The organism is Actinoplanes solisilvae, assembly GCF_003999975.1.
GTDB lineage: Bacteria > Actinomycetota > Actinomycetes > Mycobacteriales > Micromonosporaceae > Actinoplanes > Actinoplanes solisilvae.
Map to the genome: position 1 here is coordinate 61471 of NZ_RJAC01000006.1, position 16827 is coordinate 78297.

The following is a 16827-nucleotide window of genomic DNA, read 5'->3' on the forward strand; positions in this document are numbered from 1 at the left end:
CGTTCATGCCCATCACCACTCTCGACCCCCACACCGCACTCGTCGTGATCGACCTGCAGGCCGGCATCGTCGCGGCGCCGGTCACCCCGATCCCGTCGGCCGACGTCGTGGCCCGCACCGCCTGGCTCGCCGACGCGTTCCGGGCCCAGGGCCTGCCGGTCGTGCTGGTGCACGTCACCACCAGCCCCGACGGCGCCGACGCGGTGCCCGGTCGCACCGATGCCGGGTCGCGCGGTTCGGGGGCGCGGCCGGCCAACTTCTCCGACCTGGTGCCCGAGCTCGGTGACGGCATCGTGGTCACGAAGCGCAACTGGGGCGCCTTCTACGGCACCGATCTCGACCTGCAACTGCGGCGCCGGGGGATCACGCAGGTCGTGCTCACCGGCATCGCGACCAGCATCGGGGTCGAGTCGACGGCGCGGGCGGCGCACGAGCACGGCTACAACGTCACCGTCGCCACCGACGCGGTGTCCGATCTGGACGAGGCCACTCACCGCAACAGCGTCGAGCGGATCTTCCCCCGGCTGGCCGAGACGGGCACGACGGCCGAGATTCTCGAGGTGCTGACCAAGCGTTGAAACTGTCGTACCCCGGGGGCAGGCTCAGGGCCATGAACTTGCCACCCATGCTGCGGCCTCGGCGACGGAGGCGACCGTGCCGGCCGCCGCCGGGGCGCGGGGGCGATCCACCATGACGACCGGTATGCCGCGCTCGCGGGCCGCCACCAGCTTGGCGCCGGGTCCGCCGCTGTCCTTGCTGACGATCACGTCGATGCGGTGCTCGGCGAGCAGTCGCCGCTCACCGTCCAGCGTGAACGGTCCGCGATCGAGCACGGTCTCGAGGCGGCTCGGCATCGGCGGCTCCGGTGGCTCGACCGATCGGGCCAGGAACCAGGCGTCGACCTCGGCGAAGGCGGCTATGCCCTGCCGGCCGGCCGTCAGGAAGACACGGTGGCCGAGCCGGGGCAGCAGGGCGGCGGCTTCCTCCAGATCCGGTACGCGGTGCCACACGTCGCCCGGCTGCTCAAGCCAGCCGGGCCGTCGCACGACCAGCAGCGGGATCCCGGTCGCGGTCGCCGCGGCGGCCGCGTTGTCGCTGATGCGCGCGGCGAAAGGATGCGTCGCGTCGATGAGCAGGTCGATGCCTTCCGACCGCAGATAGGCGGTCAGGCCGTCGACCCCACCGAAGCCGCCGACGCGCACCTCACCGGCGGGCCGCAGGGGCGAGGAGGTGCGGCCGGCCAGCGACGTGATCACGGTGACGCCCGGCAGCGCGCCGCTGAGCGCGCGTGCTTCGCTGGTGCCGCCCAGGATCAGAACGCGCGGGTCAGGCACGGGAGCGGTTTGCTGAGTACAGGTGGCTGTCGGGGAACTGGGAGGCGGTCAGGGCGGCGCCGACCACGATCACGGCTGTGCGGCGGATGCCGGCCTCTTTGACGCGGGCGGCGATGTCGGCGAGCGTGCCCCGGACGATCAGTTCGTCGGGGCGGCTGGCCCGGGCGACCACGGCGACCGGGCAGTCGGTGCCGTAGTTGGGGATCAGGTCGGCCACTACGGCGTCGATGCGCTGGACGGCCAGGTGCAGCACCATCGTCGAGCGGCTCGCGCCGAGGGTGGCCAGGTCCTCGCCGGGGGGCATGGCGGTGGCGCGCTCCGCGGTGCGGGTGAGGATTACGGTCTGGGCCACCTCGGGCACGGTGAACTCTCGGGACAGCGCGGCGGCCGCCGCGGCGAAGGCCGGAACGCCGGGGGTCACGTCGTAGGGGACACCGGCCGCGTCCAGGCGGCGCATCTGCTCGGCGACGGCGCTGAAGACCGACGGGTCTCCCGAGTGGAGCCGGGCGACGTCGTGACCCGACTCGTGAGCGGCGACCAGCTCGGCGGTGATCTCGTCGAGGGTCAGGCCGGCCGTGTCGATCACGCGGGCGCCGGGTGGGCAGTGTTCCAGCAGCTCCGGCGGCACGAGACTGCCGGCATAGAGGCAGACCGCCGATGTGGCGATCAGGCGCTGCCCGCGCACCGTGATGAGGTCGGCGGCGCCGGGACCGGCCCCGATGAAGTGGACCGTCATCGCGTCACCGACCAGATCGTCACGGGCATCATCGTCTTCCAGCCGGTAAAGCCGCCCACCGGGGCGCCGCGGCTCACCGACAGGCGGATCAGGTTGCCGCCGAGTTCGGCGTGGGCCGCCGCCAGCACGGCCTCGGACTCGACCGTCACCGCGTTGGCGACCAGCCGGCCGCCGGGGCGCAGGGCCGACAGGCAGGCGTCGAGCACACCGTCCCGGGTCACCCCGCCACCGATGAAGATCGCGTCCGGCGCGGGCAGACCGGCCAGGGCACCGGGGGCGCGACCCGTCACGACCTTCAGGCCCGGAACGCCGAGCTTCGCGGCATTGGTCGCGATTGTCGCCACGCGCTCGGCCGCCGATTCCACGGCGATCGCCCGGCACGACGGGTGGCTGCGCATCCATTCGATCCCGATGCTGCCCGACCCAGCCCCGACGTCCCACAGCAGCTCGCCCGGCACCGGCGCCAGCACGGCCAGCGTCACCGCCCGCACCTCGCGCTTCGTGAGCTGCCCGTCCGTCTCGTAGGCCGAGTCCACCAGCCCGGGCACGATCGAGGTCGCCGGGCCGACCGGGCCGCAGTCGATCGCGATCACGTTCAGCGGGTCGCCCGGCGGGTGCTCCCACGACGCCGCCGTCCCCGAGACGATCCGCTCGGACGGCCCGCCCAGTTGCTCCAGCACGGTGAGCTGCGCCGACCCGAATCCGGCCGTCGCGACGAGCTCGGCGACAACCGCGGGTGTCCCCGCGTCACGAGCCAGCACCAGCAGCCGCCGTCCCGGGTTCAACCCACGCCGTACGACCGCGGGGTCGGCTGTCACCAGGCTCACCACCTCGGTAGTGGCCAGCGGCCACCCCAGGCGCGCGGCGGCCAGCGCCACCGACGACGGGTGCGGCAGAACCCGTACGCGGTCGGCTCCCACCAGCCGCACGAGCGTCGACCCGATGCCGTGGAACATCGGGTCGCCGCTGGCCAGCACGGCCACACGCGACGCGGAGTGTTCCTCGAGCAGGCCCGGCAGCGCCGGGAGCAGCGGCGACGGCCAGGCCACCCGCCGCGCTTCGACCTCGGCCGGCAACAGCGCGAGCTGGCGGGTGCTACCGAGCACCACCTGGGCCGACGTGAGGGCGCGGCGTTCCGTACGTCCGAGGTCGCCCCACCCGCCGGCGCCGATGCCGACCACCGTGACCAGGTCGGGGTTGTCGGCGATCATGCGCCGAACCTATCGCGCGGCGCCCCGGCGAGATTTTCCGGATCCGGTTGAGCGAAGGGAGCGCCGGGTGCGTACCTAAGCCAGACGGCTCCCCGAGACCGGGTCGTCACGTCGGCCGCAGGGGGTGGCAGACGCCGCACCGACCGCTGAACGGGTGAGAACCATGGCGCAGGGACCGCCGACGTTCGAGACGTTCCAAGATCAGCGCTTTGCGCCCGACGAGGACGAGCAATACTTCGCCGACCTGCGCGGGGCGCCCGCCGAAGACCCGTGGCCGGCTCAGCGGCGCCCGGCCGAGGCCGAGGACGAATGGCCCGCTCAGCGACGCCAGGCCGACGCGTACGAGACGTGGGGCAGCAACACGCCCGACGTCAACCCGTGGCCGGACGATCCCCACCGCGACGACCCGTACCGGCGCAGTGACATCCTGGTCGAGTCGCAGACCGACCCGACCGGCTGGAAGGCCACCGGTCCCGCGCAGCCGCCCATGCCCGACGACCGTCCGCCCGCCGAGGCCGTCTCGGGCAACCGCCTGCTCACCGTCCTGTTGTTCTTCGGGGGCCTGGCCACCAGCGTCGCGCTCTGGCTCTTCGAGACGCAGGCCGGCGAGGTCGCCGACACCGCCACGCTCATGCTCGCGGCCGGGCGCATCACCGGTCTGATCGGCGGCTACCTGCTCTTCATCCAGCTGCTGATGATGAGCCGGGTGAGCTGGCTCGAAGAGTGGGTCGGCGCTCGTGACCTGCTGCGCTGGCATCGATGGCTCGGCACGTCATTGACGTTCTTCGTCCTCGCCCACGTCGTCCTCATCGTTTACGGCTACGCGCTCACCGCCGAGACCGGCGTCGTCGAGCAGGGCTGGACGATCATCACGACGCTGCCCGAGATGCTCAGCGCCACCGCTGCCACGATCATCCTGGTAGTGATCAGCCTGATCTCGATGCGGGCGGCCAAGAGCAAGCTTCCGTACGAGTTGTGGCACCTCATCCACCTCACGGGCTACCTGGTGCTGCTGCTCGGCTACGGCCACCAGGTCGCGACCGGCGCCAACCTGAGCGGTAAGTTCGCCTCGATCTTCTGGCCGGGCCTGACCGCGCTGGTCATCTCGGCGCTGGTCTGGGGCCGCCTGATCGAGCCGCTCTGGCTCAACCTGCGGCACCGCTTCGAGGTCGCCGAGGTCGTCTCCGAGGGCGGCAACACGTTCTCGATCTACATCGACGGCAAGAACCTGCAGAAGATCCCCGCGCAGGCCGGCCAGTTCATGCGCTGGCGCTTCCTGACCCGCAACGGCTGGTGGCAGTCGCACCCGTTCTCGCTGTCGGCCGCCCCCAACGCGCAGTGGCTGCGGCTGACCGTGACCGCGGTCGGCGGGCACACCCAGCGGCTGGGCCTGATGAAGCCGGGCACGCCGGTGTGGGCCGAGGGTCCGTTCGGAGTGTTCACGGCCCAGCGGCGTACGCGTCGCCGTGCTCTTCTGATCGCCGGGGGCAGCGGCATCGCCCCCATTCGCGCGCTGCTCGAAGACATGCCGCCGGACACGATCGTGATCTACCGGGCCGGCCGCCCCGACGAGCTGGTCTTCCGCGGCGAGCTGGAAGAGCTGGCCGAGCAGCGCGACGCGTGGGTGCGCTACATCGTGGGCGGTCGCAACGATCCCGGCCCGCGCCGGCTGTTCACCCCCGAGGGTCTGCTGGGCCTGGTGCCCGACGTGAGCCGGCGCGACGTCTACCTGTGCGGCCCGCCCGGGCTGGTCGAGGCCGCGGTGGGAACGCTGCGCGAGCTCGACGTCCCCGACAGTCAGCTTCACCTCGACCCGTTCGAATTCTGACCCCCGACTCCCCCTACTTCCGGCTTTCCGGACCTCTGACTTCGACGACAACGAGGAGTTCTCGCGATGCGACGTAGTACCGCGGCAGCCGTCGGCACCCTGACCGGCGCCGCCCTGATCATCGGGGTTCGACTGAGCGTGACGCCGCCCGAGGCCCCGGTCGCCCAGTCCCAGGTCGCCGACCTGAACGACAGCACCCCGCCGCCCGCGGCGAAGAAGCCCGCGGCGTCCGCCAAGCCCCCCGCGAAGGGCGACGGCGACAAGAAGGCGGCCGACAAGCCCGCTGACAAGCCGGCTGACAAGCCGAAGAGCGGCCTGAAGGATGGCGTTTTCAAGGGCAGCTCGGCCGCCAACCCGTACGGAAAGATCCAGGTCTCCATCAAGATCGAGGGCGGCAAGATCACCAACGCCGCCGCGACCTACCCGACGGCGAACGACAGCGCGACGATCAACCCGCCCGCCATCGCCGCCCTCAAGGAGGCCACGCTGCAGGCGCAGAACGCCGACGTCGCAGCCGTCTCCGGGGCGACCTACACCAGCGAGTCGTACGTCAAGTCCCTCCAGGCGGCGTTGGACGCGGCCAAGGCGTAGGGTCACGCTCCGTGCGCCATGTCGAACACGTGATGGGTACGACGGTCAGCATCGAACTGACCGAGGACAGGCCGGACGCCGGGCTCCGCGAGCTCATCGCGGACGTCTGCGCCTGGTTGCACGAGGTTGACGCCCGGTTCAGTACGTACAAACCGGACAGTGAGGTGTCCCGGTTCGGCCGGGGTGAGCTGCGCCTGGAGGACGGGTCGGCCGACCTGCGGCACGTCGTCGAGGCCTGCGCCGATCTCTGGCGCGATACGGACGGTTACTTCGACGCACACGCTGCGGGGTCGTTCGACCCGTCCGGCTATGTGAAGGGCTGGTCGGTCGAGATGGCCTCGGCCCGGCTGCTGGCCGCCGGGTCGCACGATCACTACATCAACGCGGGCGGCGACATCCGCATGCGCGGCCACCACCCCGACGGCGGTCCGTGGCGGGTCGGCATCCGGCACCCGTGGGAGGCCGACAAGCTGAGCTGGGTGCTCACGCTGAACGACGGAGCCGTCGCGACGTCGGGCACCTACGAGCGGGGCGATCACGTGATCAATCCGCGTACGGGCCGGCCCGCGAAGGGGCTGCGGTCGGTGACCGTGGTCGGGCCCGATCTGTCGCTGGCCGACGCCTACGCCACGGCGGCCCTGGCGATGGGAGAGGCCGGCATCGTGTGGCTCGCCAAGCGGGCAGCCGACGGATACGACTCGGCGGTCGTGACCGACGACGGTCGCGCGTTCAGTTCGGCGAACCTGCCGGCCGCCGTCTGACCGATTGTCAACCCCTTGTGGACATCCGGTGCGGAGTCCGTGGGGTTGTCCACAACCGGGCGAAACTGGGCAGCGTTCATCGACGCTCATTTGGCAGCATGGCCGCGTGGACATACGGGGACCGGCAAGATTTCTCTTATCGTTAGGCCGCCATAACCGGGGAAAGGTCGGGCTCGGGGCGCTCTTCGGATCGCTCTGGTTCCTCAGCCTGGCCTCCGCGCCCTGGCTGCTCTCCCAGGCGATCGACCACGGTCTTGAACCGCGGCGCCCCGGCATGCTGGCCGCCTGGTCCGCGGCCGTGCTGGTCGTCGGCGCGGCCAGCGCGGGCCTCGGCATCATGCGGCACCGCAGCATGACCAAGCTGCGCCTGGCCGCCGCCCTGCAGACCGCCGACCTGGTGCTGGGCCACGCGACCCGGCTCGGCTCGGCCCTGCCCCGGCGTGTCACCGCGGGTGAGGTCGTCACCATCGGCATCTCCGACGTGTGGACGATCGGCCGCGCCATGAACGTCGGCGGCGTCGGCGTCGCGGCCATCCTCGCGATCTCCGTGGTCGCCGTCGTTCTGTTCCGCACGTCGCACATGCTCGCCGTCGTGGTGCTGGTCGGCGTGCCGGTGCTCGCCCTGTTCGTCGGCCCGCTGCTGCAGCGCGGCCAGCGTGCCGGCCTGGGCTATCGCGAACAGCAGGGCGAACTGAACGCGCGCCTGGTCGACGTGCTCGGCGGCCTGCGCATCCTCAATGGACTCGGCGGCAAACAGACCCACCTCGAGCGGTACGACCGTCAGTCCGCGCGACTGCGTGACCAGGGCTATCGCGTCGGCGGCCCGTTCAGTTGGATCGGCGCGCTCGGCGACGGGCTGCCGGTCGTGTTCCTCGCGGTCGTCGTCTGGCTGGCCGCCCGGCTCGCGGTCGAGGGTGGCCTGTCCGTCGGCGAGCTCGTCGCCGTCTACGGCTACACGGCCATGCTCGTCATCCCGGCCAACGTGCTGATCTTCTGCTCCTTCGACGTCGCCCGCGGTCTGGTCGCCGCCCGCCGCGTCGTCGACTTCCTGCGGCTCCCGGCCGACGACCTCGCCGGCGGGCCCGCGCCCGACGGGCCGGCGGTGTTGCACGACCCCGCCTCCGGAGTCGTGATCGAGCCGGGCCGGCTGACCGCGCTGGCCGGTGCTCGCCCGTCCGACGCCGCCGGGGTGATCGACCGCCTGGGGGCGTACGGGCCGACCGAAGCGACCTGGGGCGGCCGGCCCCTGGCCGAGATCGCCCAGCCCGAGATCCGCGCGCGCCTGCTGGTCGCCGAGCCCGACGCCGCCCTGTTCGCCGGCGAGCTGCGCGAGGTGGTCGCCGGCCGCGACGACCCCGACGACGACCGCGTCCGCGCCGCCATCCGCACGGCCGTCGCCCACGACGTGGCGGCCTCCCTCGATCGTCCGGTCGAGTGGGCCGGGCGCAACATCTCCGGCGGTCAGCGGCAACGGGTGCGGCTGGCCCGCGCCGTGCACGCCGACCCCGAACTGCTGCTGGCGGCCGAGCCGACCTCGGCGGTCGACGCGCACACCGAGGCCGCCATCGCCGAACGTCTCAGCACGGCCCGGCGCGGCCGCGGCACGGTCGTGGCCACCACGTCGCCGGTGCTGCTCGACCGCGCCGACGTCGTGCACTACCTGGTCGACGGCCGGGTCGCCGCCAGCGGCACCCACCGCGAGCTGCTGGTGGCCGACCCCGGTTATCGGGCCCTGGTGACCCGCGTCTTCGACGAGGAGGACGCGTGACCGCCACTCTTCCCGTTGCTGACCAGCGCCAGGTTGCTCGCGCGGCCTGGCGGCTGGTGCTCGCCGACCGTCGCGCGGTCACCTTCCTGATCACGCTGAACGCCCTCGCCGCGCTGGCCGGGCTGGGCGGCCCCTGGCTGCTCGGCCGCATCATCGACGCGGTCGCGGGCGGCGACGGCGTCGGCGCGGTCGACCGGCTCGCCGCCGGGGTGCTGGTCTGCGCGATCGCCCAGACGGTGCTGTCGCGCCAGGCGCTGGCCATCGGCTACCGCTTCGGCGAGCGCACCGCCGCCCGCATCCGCGAGGGCTTCCTGCGCCGGGCACTCGGCCTGCCCGCCGCCGTGATCGAGCGGGTGCCGGCCGGTGACCTAACGGCCCGCGGCACCACCGACGTCGACGCGGTCGCCGCCACCCTGCGCGACATCCTGCCGAGCATCTTCGTCGGCGTCGTCCAGATCATCTTCATCGTCATCGCGGTGCTCGCCCTCGACCCGTTGCTCGGCGTCGTCGGCGTGCTGGGCCTGTCCGGCATCTGGTTCTCCACCCGCTGGTACCTGCGACGCGCCCGCCCGGCCTACCTCATCGAGGGCGAGGCCAACTCCCGGCTCGCCGACGAGCTGTCCGCGACCACCGCGGGCGCCCGTACGATCGAGGCCTTCGGGCTGGCCGGTCGCCGCCTCGACGCCGGCCGCGCGGCGATCGCGGAGACCCGCCGCACCCGCCTGGCCACCCTGCGGCTGCGCAGCGTCTTCTTCCCCTCGGTCGAGATTTCCTACGCGGTGCCCGCCGTCCTCGTGCTGATGCTCGGCGGCCTGCTCTACTTCGAGGGCCGGGTCACGCTCGGCACGGTCAGCGCGGCGGTGCTCTACCTGCGCCAGCTCGTCGGCCCGCTCGACATGATCCTGATCTGGATCGAGTCGTTGCAGAGCAGCAGCGCGTCCTTCGCCCGCATCGAGGGCCTGGCCGCGGTCCCCGCCGTCCCGCCGCCCGCCACGACCGTGCCGACCGACGACCGCATCGAGATCACCGGCGTGCGCTACGCCTATGACCAGGGCCGCGACGTGCTCCACGACGTCAACCTGACCGTACGGCCGGGGGAGCGGCTCGCCATCGTCGGTCTGTCCGGGGCGGGCAAGTCCACGTTGGGCCGGCTCGTCGCCGGGGTCGACCGTCCCGGGGCGGGCTCGGTGACCGTGGGCGGGGTGCCGGTCGCCGACCTGCCGCCCGACGTGCTCCGCCGTCAGGTCGTGCTGGTCACGCAGGAACATCACGTCTTCCGCGAGTCCCTGCGGGGCAACCTGATGATCGCCGCCCCCGACGACGAGCTGCGCCGGGCGCTCAAGATGGTCGGCGCCGACTGGGCCGACGACCTCGACCGCGACCTGGGGGAGCACCCGCCCGACGGTGCCCAGGCCCAGCAGCTGGCCCTGGCCCGCGTGGTGCTGGCCGACCCCCACACGGTGATCCTCGACGAGGCGACGGCCCTGCTCGACCCGACCGCGGCCCGCACGGCCGAACGCGCCCTGGCGGCCGTGCTGCACGAACGTACGGTGATCGCCATCGCACACCGCCTGCAGACGGCCCACGACGCCGACCGCGTAGTGGTGATGGACGACGGCCGCATCATCGAGGTCGGCACCCACGACGAGTTGGTCGCCGCTTCCGGCCCGTACGCCGCGCTGTGGAACTCCTGGCACGGCTGACGCGCGGCTTCCGCGTGCACCGACCGTGCCTGCCGCGCTTGAGCCTCGCCGTCTGATGCGCGGCCGCGGCGGCCGGCCGTGCGGGCCGTGCGGGCCGTGCGGGCCGTGCGGGCCGGCTGTCACGCCGCGCGGAAGACGCCGTCCAGGGCGATCGTGATCGTGCGGTCGGCGGCGGCCCGGCCTTCGCCGTCGAGGGAGCCTTCGAGGACGCCCTCGACCATCGTGAAGATCAGGATCAGGTCGCCGGGTTCCAGGTCGCGGCGCACATAGCCGTGCTCCTGGGCCCGGCGCAGCGGCTCGGCCAGCAGGGCGACGATCCGGCGCAGATAGCGTCCCTGCACCGCCGGTTCGAGCCGCCGTGCCAGCCGCACGAGCGGCCGCATGGTCACCTGAGCCCGCAACACGGCGTCGAGCATCGCGCGGAAGGCCGCCGGCTGCTGCCCGTTCGCGGCCACGCACGCCTCGAGCCGCTCCACCTGAAAAGCGATGACCGCCGCCGTGAGGGCGTACCGGTCAGGGAAATGCCGATAGAGCGTTGCCTGGCCGACGCCCGCCCGTCGCGCGATCTCCGGCATGCCCACGGCCGCGCGCCCACTGGCCATCAGATCGCAGGCCGCCCGCACGATAGCCACCCGGTTCCGCTGCGCGTCCCGCCTCCGCGGCGCCTGAACCCCGTACAGCATCGGCCCGTTCCTCCCGAGTCCACGGGCTTCCGGCCGTCACCTGGCGCGGCTCCCGCATCTCCGACCTGTCCGCCTCGGTCCTTCCGCACTCAGCCCTCGTCGAAGTGACCTACGTTACTGGCAAGTAACGATAATGTCATGAAGTTCAATTTCTCGGAACCGGCTCCTACGCTGCCGAAACCGGAGCGCTCCAGCCCCCATCGACGATCCCGACTCGCGCGGACCTCCCCACGTCCGCCGCCTCGGCTCGTCGCCCTCGCCCTGCCCGAGGAGTGCGCATGGAGCCCCGCCGCAAGATCCTGCTCAGCGTCGCCCTGACCGCCGGCCTGATCCTCTCCAACGTCGCCCCCGCCTCCGCCCACTCCGAAACCGCGTCGTCCGGCGCCTCCGCCCACTCCGAAACCGCGTCGTCCCGCGCCTCCGCCCACTCCGGAGTGGCCTCCGCGTCGGCCGTCGCCACGACGGGCTTCCGGTTTGTCGACATCCCGGGGTCGGGCGTGGTGCTGAAGGCCAACGTGATCGCCCCCAAGACCGGCGGCCCCCACCCCGCCGTGCTGCTCCCCGCGAGCTGGGGCCTCAACGACCTCGAATACCTGGTCCAAGCGCGGAAGCTGGCCGAGGGCGGGTACGTGGTCGTCTCGTACACGCCGCGCGGCTGGTGGTCCTCCGGCGGCGAGATCGACACCGCCGGCCCGAAGGACATGGCCGACCTGTCCAAGGTCGTCGACTGGACGCTCGCGAACACGACCGCTGACCCGGCCCGCGTCGGCGCGGCCGGAATCTCGTACGGGGCCGGGATCAGCCTGCTCGGGTCGGCCTTCGACAACCGGATCCGCGCTGTCGCCATGATGAGCGGCTGGACCGACCTGGTCTATTCGCTCTACGGCGACGCGACCCGCCACCGCCAGTCGGCCGGCCTGCTCGAACTGGCGGCCGAACTGCTCGGCAACCCGGGTGCCGACCTCAGCGGGAAGCTCGCCGACTTCAACGCCAACCGCAACGTCCCCGACGTGATGGCGTGGGCCCGCGTGCGTTCCCCCGCGACCTACCTGGCCCAGATCAACGCGAACGCCCCCGCCGTGCTGATCGCGAACGCCTGGGGCGACTCGTTCTTCCCGCCCAACCAGCTCGTCGAGTTCTACGAGGCGCTGACCGTGCCCAAGCGCCTCGAACTGCGCCCCGGCGACCACGCGATCGCCGAACTGGGCGGCGTCTTCGGTTTCGAGAACGACGTCTGGACCGGCGTACGCGACTGGTTCGACCAGCATTTGGCCGGTGCGGGCGGCGGCACTCGTCCACCCGTGCTGCTGGGCCCGGACAATGCCCCCACCGAGACGTACGCCGACTGGCCGTCCCAGAGCACGTCGACCACCCGCTACGGTCTCGGCCGCATCCGCACGCTCGACGGCACCGGCCTGCTCGGCGGCGCCCCGTCGACCGGCTGGCGCAAGACGCTACCCACCGATCGCGACACCACGGCCTCCGGCGGCGTGGTCCTGCTGACCAACGGCGTGGCCGCCTTCACCAACCAGCGCCCGTCGATCTGGCTCCCGACGGTAGACCGTTTCCGGGCCGGCGTGTGGGCCGCAGCCCGCCCGAGCACCCCGCTCAAGATCCGAGGCATCCCCCGCGTACACCTGAATCTGACCGGAAGCCCCACCCAGGGATCACTGGTCGCCTACCTCTACGACCTCGACACCCTAGGCACCGCGCGCCTGATCACCCACGCTCCCGTGACGTGGTCGGCCGCAGGCGAGGTGGATCTGGCCCTCTCAGCCGCCGCCTACGACGTCCCCGCCGGCCACTCCCTGACCCTGGTGATCGACACCGTCGACCCCCTCTACTACGACAGCAACGCCCCGAACCGTGGCATCGTCATCACCGGCGGCTCTTATCTGGACGTCCCGACGCGCTGAGCCCGAGTCCCGGGTCGCCCGGCTGAGTCCGTGGCGGCCCGCAGCTCCGCACCCTCGCGGCTGCCGGTCCGGCGGCTGGTCAGTGCCCGCGTGTGCGCAGGCCGATGCCGGGCTTGCGCTGCCCGTTGGCCCCGTACTTCCGGAGGTTGGCCCGCACGAGCTTGAGATCCTCGGCCGGCGCCGACATGATCCCCCACTTGGACCGCCAGGCCATGACCGACCCGATCGAGATGGCCGACATGATCGACCCGATCGAGAGCCACGACCCGATCGACAGGATCGACAGGTTGGACCCCACGGACCCGATGGAGAGCGACGACCCCACAGACCCGATCGACAACACCGACCCCTTCGAGTAGATGCTGAGCACGGACCCCTCGGACTTGTACGACAGGATCGATCTGTCCTTCATCCCGCGATTATCGCCTCCGCGCGGCGGTTAGCCCAGGTCTGGCGCGGGCGCCGCAGTCCAGGTTGCCCACATGCGAAACAGGTCTTCACTGTCGGACAACACCGACGACCAGTTGTCCCGCAACGGCTCGACCTTGAGTTGCTCGATGCTGAACCGAAGCACGCCTTCTACCGACATGCGGGCGGTGGGAATGTGGTGCTTCTTGCTGAGTACACCGGCAGGATTCAGCTGAGTCGAGCCGAGATGCATGTGCGGATCGGTGAAGTGGCTCTTGCCGCCGGGGTGCCAGTGGAAGGCGATCACTTCGGCCTCGTCGAGCGTTTGCACCGAATGCATGTAGCCGCGTGTGGAGACTTTGTATGGACCTCGGTCCCGGTCGGTCGGAAGGTGCACGATCTCGTACTGAATGGCGAGATCTAGAGCGAAGATCTCCCCGTTCAGGCACTGCACCGGGACGGGCTCAGCGTTCGTCCAGGTCAGCGTGTGCACTTTGCCGAGATCGTGCCGCCCTCCCGGGCTCACGACGAACGGCGTCCGCGTGACGCAGGACGCCGCCCGTTGCAGGGGTTCAAGAAAGTTGGAGACAGCTTCGGAGGAGGATCTACCTGGCAAAGGGTATGAGCATGGCGACCTTGGTTACGGCCATGCGCTCGTCGTCCGTGTATTCACCGCGGTCCCACCGAGCGAGGAACTCGTCGCCGGGGATACCCAGGAGCTTGCGAGCGGTCTTGTCGAACAGAGCCGCGCCCTCGTCGGCACTGACCTCGTGAACCTCGGGGACGAGATCGTCAGATGTTCTTGTCGTCACTCTTCCCTCCGCTCTGTCCGCATGGTGGCATAGCCGCGCTGCCGTGGGAACTCACCCTAAGGCTGATGTACGACAGTTTCCTTTCCCCAGGTTAGACGCGTGCCAGTCAATCCGGGCGTGACCGCTGAACAACGACCACCTTGCTCCCCGGTGTCGCACTCGTCCGATCGCCACCCTTCGGACCGTCAGAAGTCGGCACAGATGTAGGGCATCTGGCGAGGAAAAATACTGGTCAACGGTCCTGTGGCCGATTTGTCCACCTGGCCGAGCCCGCGCAGCCCGACCTCGACGGGGTCGAGCACGCCGTACAGCAGGGCGCTGAACCCGCCGACCGAGAGCGTCGCCGCCGGGGCGCCGGTGCCCTTGGTCACGGTCAGCCGGCCACCCTCGCCGACCAGGCGCCAGACGCCACCGACCAGGTCGTCGTCGGGGATCTCGATGGTGACGTCGCCGTCGCCGGCCGCGGTGCCCGTCAGGGCGGCCATGTCGAGGACGCGCACCATCGGCCCGCTGTGGCTCGGCTGGTCGACCTTCGCTTCCGTCGTCACGGAGAAATCCGTGCCCCACAGCTCGGGGACGTCGTCGCTGCTCACCCGCACGCGTACGCGCGCGACCTGGTCGACGTGCCGGCCGAAGAACTGCAGCAGCAGCGCCCGCCCGACCGGGTCGGTGGTCAGCAGGTTCGAGGCCAGAAGCTCACCGCCGTACGCCGTGACGCGGTAAGAGGCGGCCCCGACCACCTCACCGTCGACGCGGGCGATCGCCATCCAGCGCTTGTCTTCCCGGAACTCGGCCGCGCGCGTCTCGTCGAACACCGCGAACCCGTGCCGCTCGCCGAGCAGCCGCTGCTGGAGGCCCTGCCATTCGTCGAACCCGTCCCGCATGGTCAGCCGTTCGACCGCGCCCGGCAGCACGGCACGCGTCAGGTGGGACAGCCCTTCGGGCGCGAACTGCGCGATGCGGTGGCGAGGAATTCCGACAAACCCGAACCGCGCGTAGAAGCTCGGCCGGAACGGGTAGAGCGCGCTGACCGTGGCCCCCTCGTCGCGGGCCTGGCGCAGCAGCCGCTCGAGCACCCCGCGCACCAGCCCCCGCCGGCGCGCGGACGGGTGCGACGCGACCGACGCGATGCCCGCCATGTCATGGACCTTGCCGCGCACGTTCTGCCGCATCGACAGCGAGGCGCCACAGGCCAGCGCGGTGCCGTCCTCCTCGGCGACGATGCTGATGGCCGTCTCGAAGAAGCCGTTGCGGCGCTCGTAGGCGGCCTCGTCGCCCTCGGGCGAGGGCGAGCCCAAGAACGCGTACGACTGCAGGGGGTACATGGTCGCCGTGCGCTCGGTCGCGCTGATCCTTCGGAACTCCATGCGTTCATCCAACACCGGGAGGGCCGCCGCCCGCCCGTGGGATTTCCAGGCTGTGGATAACTCGGGACGCCCTGGTGAACCCCGCCCGCGACGCGCCGGGGTACCCCGGTTTGGCAAGCCCCCCGGCGACCCGCTAATGTTTCATCCGTCGCCGGGGAAGCCCGGACAACGAGCCAGACGGCGACATGCGGACGTAGCGCAGCTGGTAGCGCATCACCTTGCCAAGGTGAGGGTCGCGGGTTCGAATCCCGTCGTCCGCTCGGAGAGGCCTTCACAGACACGTGCTGGGCCGGCTCGGTGGAGTGGCCGAGAGGCGAGGCAACGGCCTGCAAAGCCGTCTACACGGGTTCAAATCCCGTCTCCACCTCGCAAGAGGTTGTATTACCCGAGGGCGATTGGCGCAGCGGGAGCGCGCTTCCTTGACACGGAAGAGGTCACTGGTTCGATCCCAGTATCGCCCACCATAGTTAGCAGTGCGTAAACCGATGCGTCACAGTCAGTAAGAGCCAGGCCCGTCAGGGTCTGGCTCTTCCTCGTTCCCGGCAAGCGGAAGCTTGAAGACCGGTCGAACGGTGTCGACCTCTACCGGCGAGACGCGGCGTGGATCTCCGCCCATTCCAAAACCCTGAACGGTGCCGCCGGTGCGGCCCGGTGCGGCGCAATGGGTTCTTACGGTCGCGCCGGTGCTGCGCGGAAACGAACCGCCGGGACTCGGCAGGTCACCAACCTCAGGCAGGCGATATGCCTTGTGCGAGCCGGGCCAGGTGATCCCACTCGTCCCACACCGCAATTCGGCGTGCGTACTCCGGACGCAGCAAGTTAAGACCGTTCGCGCCGAACAGCACTCGCAGCGGCGGATTGGGGTCATCAGCGACGGCGAGCATCGCCTGGGCGGCCGCAGCCGGATCGCCCGGAGCGATCCCGGTTCCCTCAAACCCCTCTATCAGCGCCTTGCGGGCATGGTCGTACTCGGGCATCTGGGGAGCCGGGGTACCGAGTTCGCTCGGGAACGTGAGCGGCTCGATGAGCGTCACGTGAACGCCGTACTCTGAGACTTCTGCTGCCAGAGCCTGGCTCATTGCCTCCAGCGCCCACTTCGTCGCATGGTAGGTCCCCAGGACGGGGGTGGCGATGACCCCACCCATGGACGAGATCTGGATGATCCGGCCACTGCGACGCTCCCTCATACGCGGTAGAACGGCCTGCGTCGTGTACAGAGCGCCGAAGTAGTTGACCTCCATCTGCACTCGGGCCTGCGCCGCGCTGACTTCCTCAATGGCGCCCATCACCGCCAATCCTGCGTTGTTGACCAGAATGTCGATTCCGTCGAATTGGTCTTCGGCCGTTTCGACGGCTTGATGCGCCGCTGCCTCATCAGTGACATCGAGTTCGAGCGGTAGAACCAGGTCGCCATAACTTTCGACGAGGGGGCCCAGCGCGTCGACGGATCGGGCGGTCGCGGCGACACGGTCGCCGCGAGAGAGCGCGGCTTGCGCCCACCGGACGCCCAGGCCTCGCGATGCTCCCGTGATGAACCAGGTCCGAGGGGTGTTTGTCGTCATGCCAGTCAACCTCCTTCTATACTTTTAACGTCTGTGGATGTCAGGGGTCGGCGCGTCAACGGCAAGGCCGGGCGGGTGGTCTCGCTCGCCGCGTCGATCGCGACGGGACCCGCTGAGGATCATGCGGTCATACTTGGTGCCGAGGTG

Annotated in this window: 16 protein-coding genes and 3 tRNA genes; 10 read left to right on the forward strand and 9 right to left on the reverse strand. The window is 70.8% G+C overall.

The features are described 5' to 3' along the window. Positions 1-5: 5 nt before the first annotated feature. On the forward strand, positions 6-578 hold the full coding sequence (locus EER30_RS18020) for an isochorismatase family protein (protein WP_127501647.1): 573 nt from the start codon (positions 6-8) through the stop codon (positions 576-578). 24 nt (positions 579-602) lie between these two features. On the opposite strand, the gene EER30_RS18025 is transcribed toward EER30_RS18020, so the two are convergent. The 3 genes from EER30_RS18025 to cbiE are packed head-to-tail and all read right to left on the reverse strand — an operon-like array spanning position 603 to position 3281. Next, positions 603-1334 carry a cobalt-precorrin-6A reductase gene (locus EER30_RS18025; protein ID WP_127501648.1) on the reverse strand — a complete coding sequence of 244 codons (732 nt, stop codon included), beginning with the start codon at positions 1332-1334 and terminating at the stop codon, positions 603-605. Continuing rightward, positions 1327-2070, reverse strand: a complete 744-nt coding sequence (cobM, locus tag EER30_RS18030; RefSeq protein WP_127501649.1) for a precorrin-4 C(11)-methyltransferase — start codon at positions 2068-2070, stop codon at positions 1327-1329. Before cobM ends, EER30_RS18025 begins: the two co-directional genes overlap by 8 nt. Continuing rightward, the gene (gene cbiE, locus EER30_RS18035) at positions 2067-3281 is read right to left on the reverse strand and encodes a precorrin-6y C5,15-methyltransferase (decarboxylating) subunit CbiE (RefSeq protein ID WP_127501650.1); all 1215 of its coding nucleotides are present in this window, start codon (positions 3279-3281) and stop codon (positions 2067-2069) included. Before cbiE ends, cobM begins: the two co-directional genes overlap by 4 nt. A 163-nt stretch (positions 3282-3444) precedes the next feature. Here cbiE and EER30_RS18040 point away from each other — a divergent pair, with 163 nt between their 5' ends. The 5 genes from EER30_RS18040 to EER30_RS18060 all read left to right on the forward strand — a co-directional run bounded on the left by EER30_RS18040 (position 3445) and on the right by EER30_RS18060 (position 9932). Further along, on the forward strand, positions 3445-5109 hold the full coding sequence (locus EER30_RS18040; protein ID WP_127501651.1) for a ferredoxin reductase family protein: 1665 nt from the start codon (positions 3445-3447) through the stop codon (positions 5107-5109). Positions 5110-5175: 66 nt separating this feature from the next. Further along, positions 5176-5700 (forward strand): FMN-binding protein, encoded by a 525-nt coding sequence (locus EER30_RS18045; RefSeq protein ID WP_127501652.1) that lies wholly within the window; start codon positions 5176-5178, stop codon positions 5698-5700. A 32-nt stretch (positions 5701-5732) separates the two neighbouring features. Beyond that, a complete protein-coding gene (locus tag EER30_RS18050) occupies positions 5733-6461 on the forward strand; it encodes an FAD:protein FMN transferase (protein WP_127501909.1) in 729 nt (242 codons plus the stop codon). Positions 6462-6669: 208 nt separating this feature from the next. Continuing rightward, complete coding sequence (locus EER30_RS18055) at positions 6670-8229, forward strand: ABC transporter transmembrane domain-containing protein (RefSeq protein WP_432417555.1); 1560 nt, start codon at positions 6670-6672, stop codon at positions 8227-8229. Continuing rightward, positions 8226-9932, forward strand: coding sequence for an ABC transporter ATP-binding protein (locus tag EER30_RS18060; RefSeq protein WP_127501653.1), 1707 nt, complete (start codon positions 8226-8228; stop codon positions 9930-9932). The genes EER30_RS18055 and EER30_RS18060 overlap by 4 nt, the downstream gene beginning before the upstream one ends. 119 nt (positions 9933-10051) lie before the next feature. On the opposite strand, the gene EER30_RS18065 is transcribed toward EER30_RS18060, so the two are convergent. Then, entirely contained in the window at positions 10052-10615 is a 564-nt protein-coding gene (locus EER30_RS18065) for a TetR/AcrR family transcriptional regulator (RefSeq protein WP_127501654.1), read from the reverse strand. A 278-nt stretch (positions 10616-10893) separates the two neighbouring features. Here EER30_RS18065 and EER30_RS18070 point away from each other — a divergent pair, with 278 nt between their 5' ends. Next, positions 10894-12531 carry a CocE/NonD family hydrolase gene (locus EER30_RS18070; RefSeq protein WP_127501655.1) on the forward strand — a complete coding sequence of 546 codons (1638 nt, stop codon included), beginning with the start codon at positions 10894-10896 and terminating at the stop codon, positions 12529-12531. A gap of 79 nt (positions 12532-12610) precedes the next feature. Here the strand turns inward: EER30_RS18070 and EER30_RS18075 are convergent, their stop codons facing one another. The 4 genes from EER30_RS18075 to EER30_RS18090 form a co-directional block, all read right to left on the reverse strand. Next, positions 12611-12943, reverse strand: a complete 333-nt coding sequence (locus tag EER30_RS18075) for a hypothetical protein (RefSeq protein WP_205650282.1) — start codon at positions 12941-12943, stop codon at positions 12611-12613. 27 nt (positions 12944-12970) lie between these two features. Further along, complete coding sequence (locus EER30_RS18080; RefSeq protein WP_127501656.1) at positions 12971-13432, reverse strand: hypothetical protein; 462 nt, start codon at positions 13430-13432, stop codon at positions 12971-12973. Between the two features lie 112 nt (positions 13433-13544). Further along, positions 13545-13751 carry a hypothetical protein gene (locus EER30_RS18085; protein WP_127501657.1) on the reverse strand — a complete coding sequence of 69 codons (207 nt, stop codon included), beginning with the start codon at positions 13749-13751 and terminating at the stop codon, positions 13545-13547. A 185-nt stretch (positions 13752-13936) separates the two neighbouring features. Continuing rightward, positions 13937-15118 carry a GNAT family N-acetyltransferase gene (locus tag EER30_RS18090; RefSeq protein WP_127501658.1) on the reverse strand — a complete coding sequence of 394 codons (1182 nt, stop codon included), beginning with the start codon at positions 15116-15118 and terminating at the stop codon, positions 13937-13939. 187 nt (positions 15119-15305) lie between these two features. On the opposite strand from EER30_RS18090, the gene EER30_RS18095 reads away from it, so the two are divergent. The 3 genes from EER30_RS18095 (at position 15306) to EER30_RS18105 (ending at position 15582) form a co-directional block, all read left to right on the forward strand. Next, positions 15306-15378: transfer RNA gene (locus EER30_RS18095), tRNA-Gly, on the forward strand. 36 nt (positions 15379-15414) lie between these two features. Further along, positions 15415-15485, forward strand: a tRNA-Cys gene (locus tag EER30_RS18100). A 22-nt stretch (positions 15486-15507) separates the two neighbouring features. After that, positions 15508-15582, forward strand: a tRNA-Val gene (locus EER30_RS18105). 264 nt (positions 15583-15846) lie between these two features. Here the strand turns inward: EER30_RS18105 and EER30_RS18110 are convergent. After that, a complete protein-coding gene (locus EER30_RS18110; RefSeq protein ID WP_127501659.1) occupies positions 15847-16680 on the reverse strand; it encodes an SDR family NAD(P)-dependent oxidoreductase in 834 nt (277 codons plus the stop codon). Positions 16681-16827: the final 147 nt, after the last annotated feature.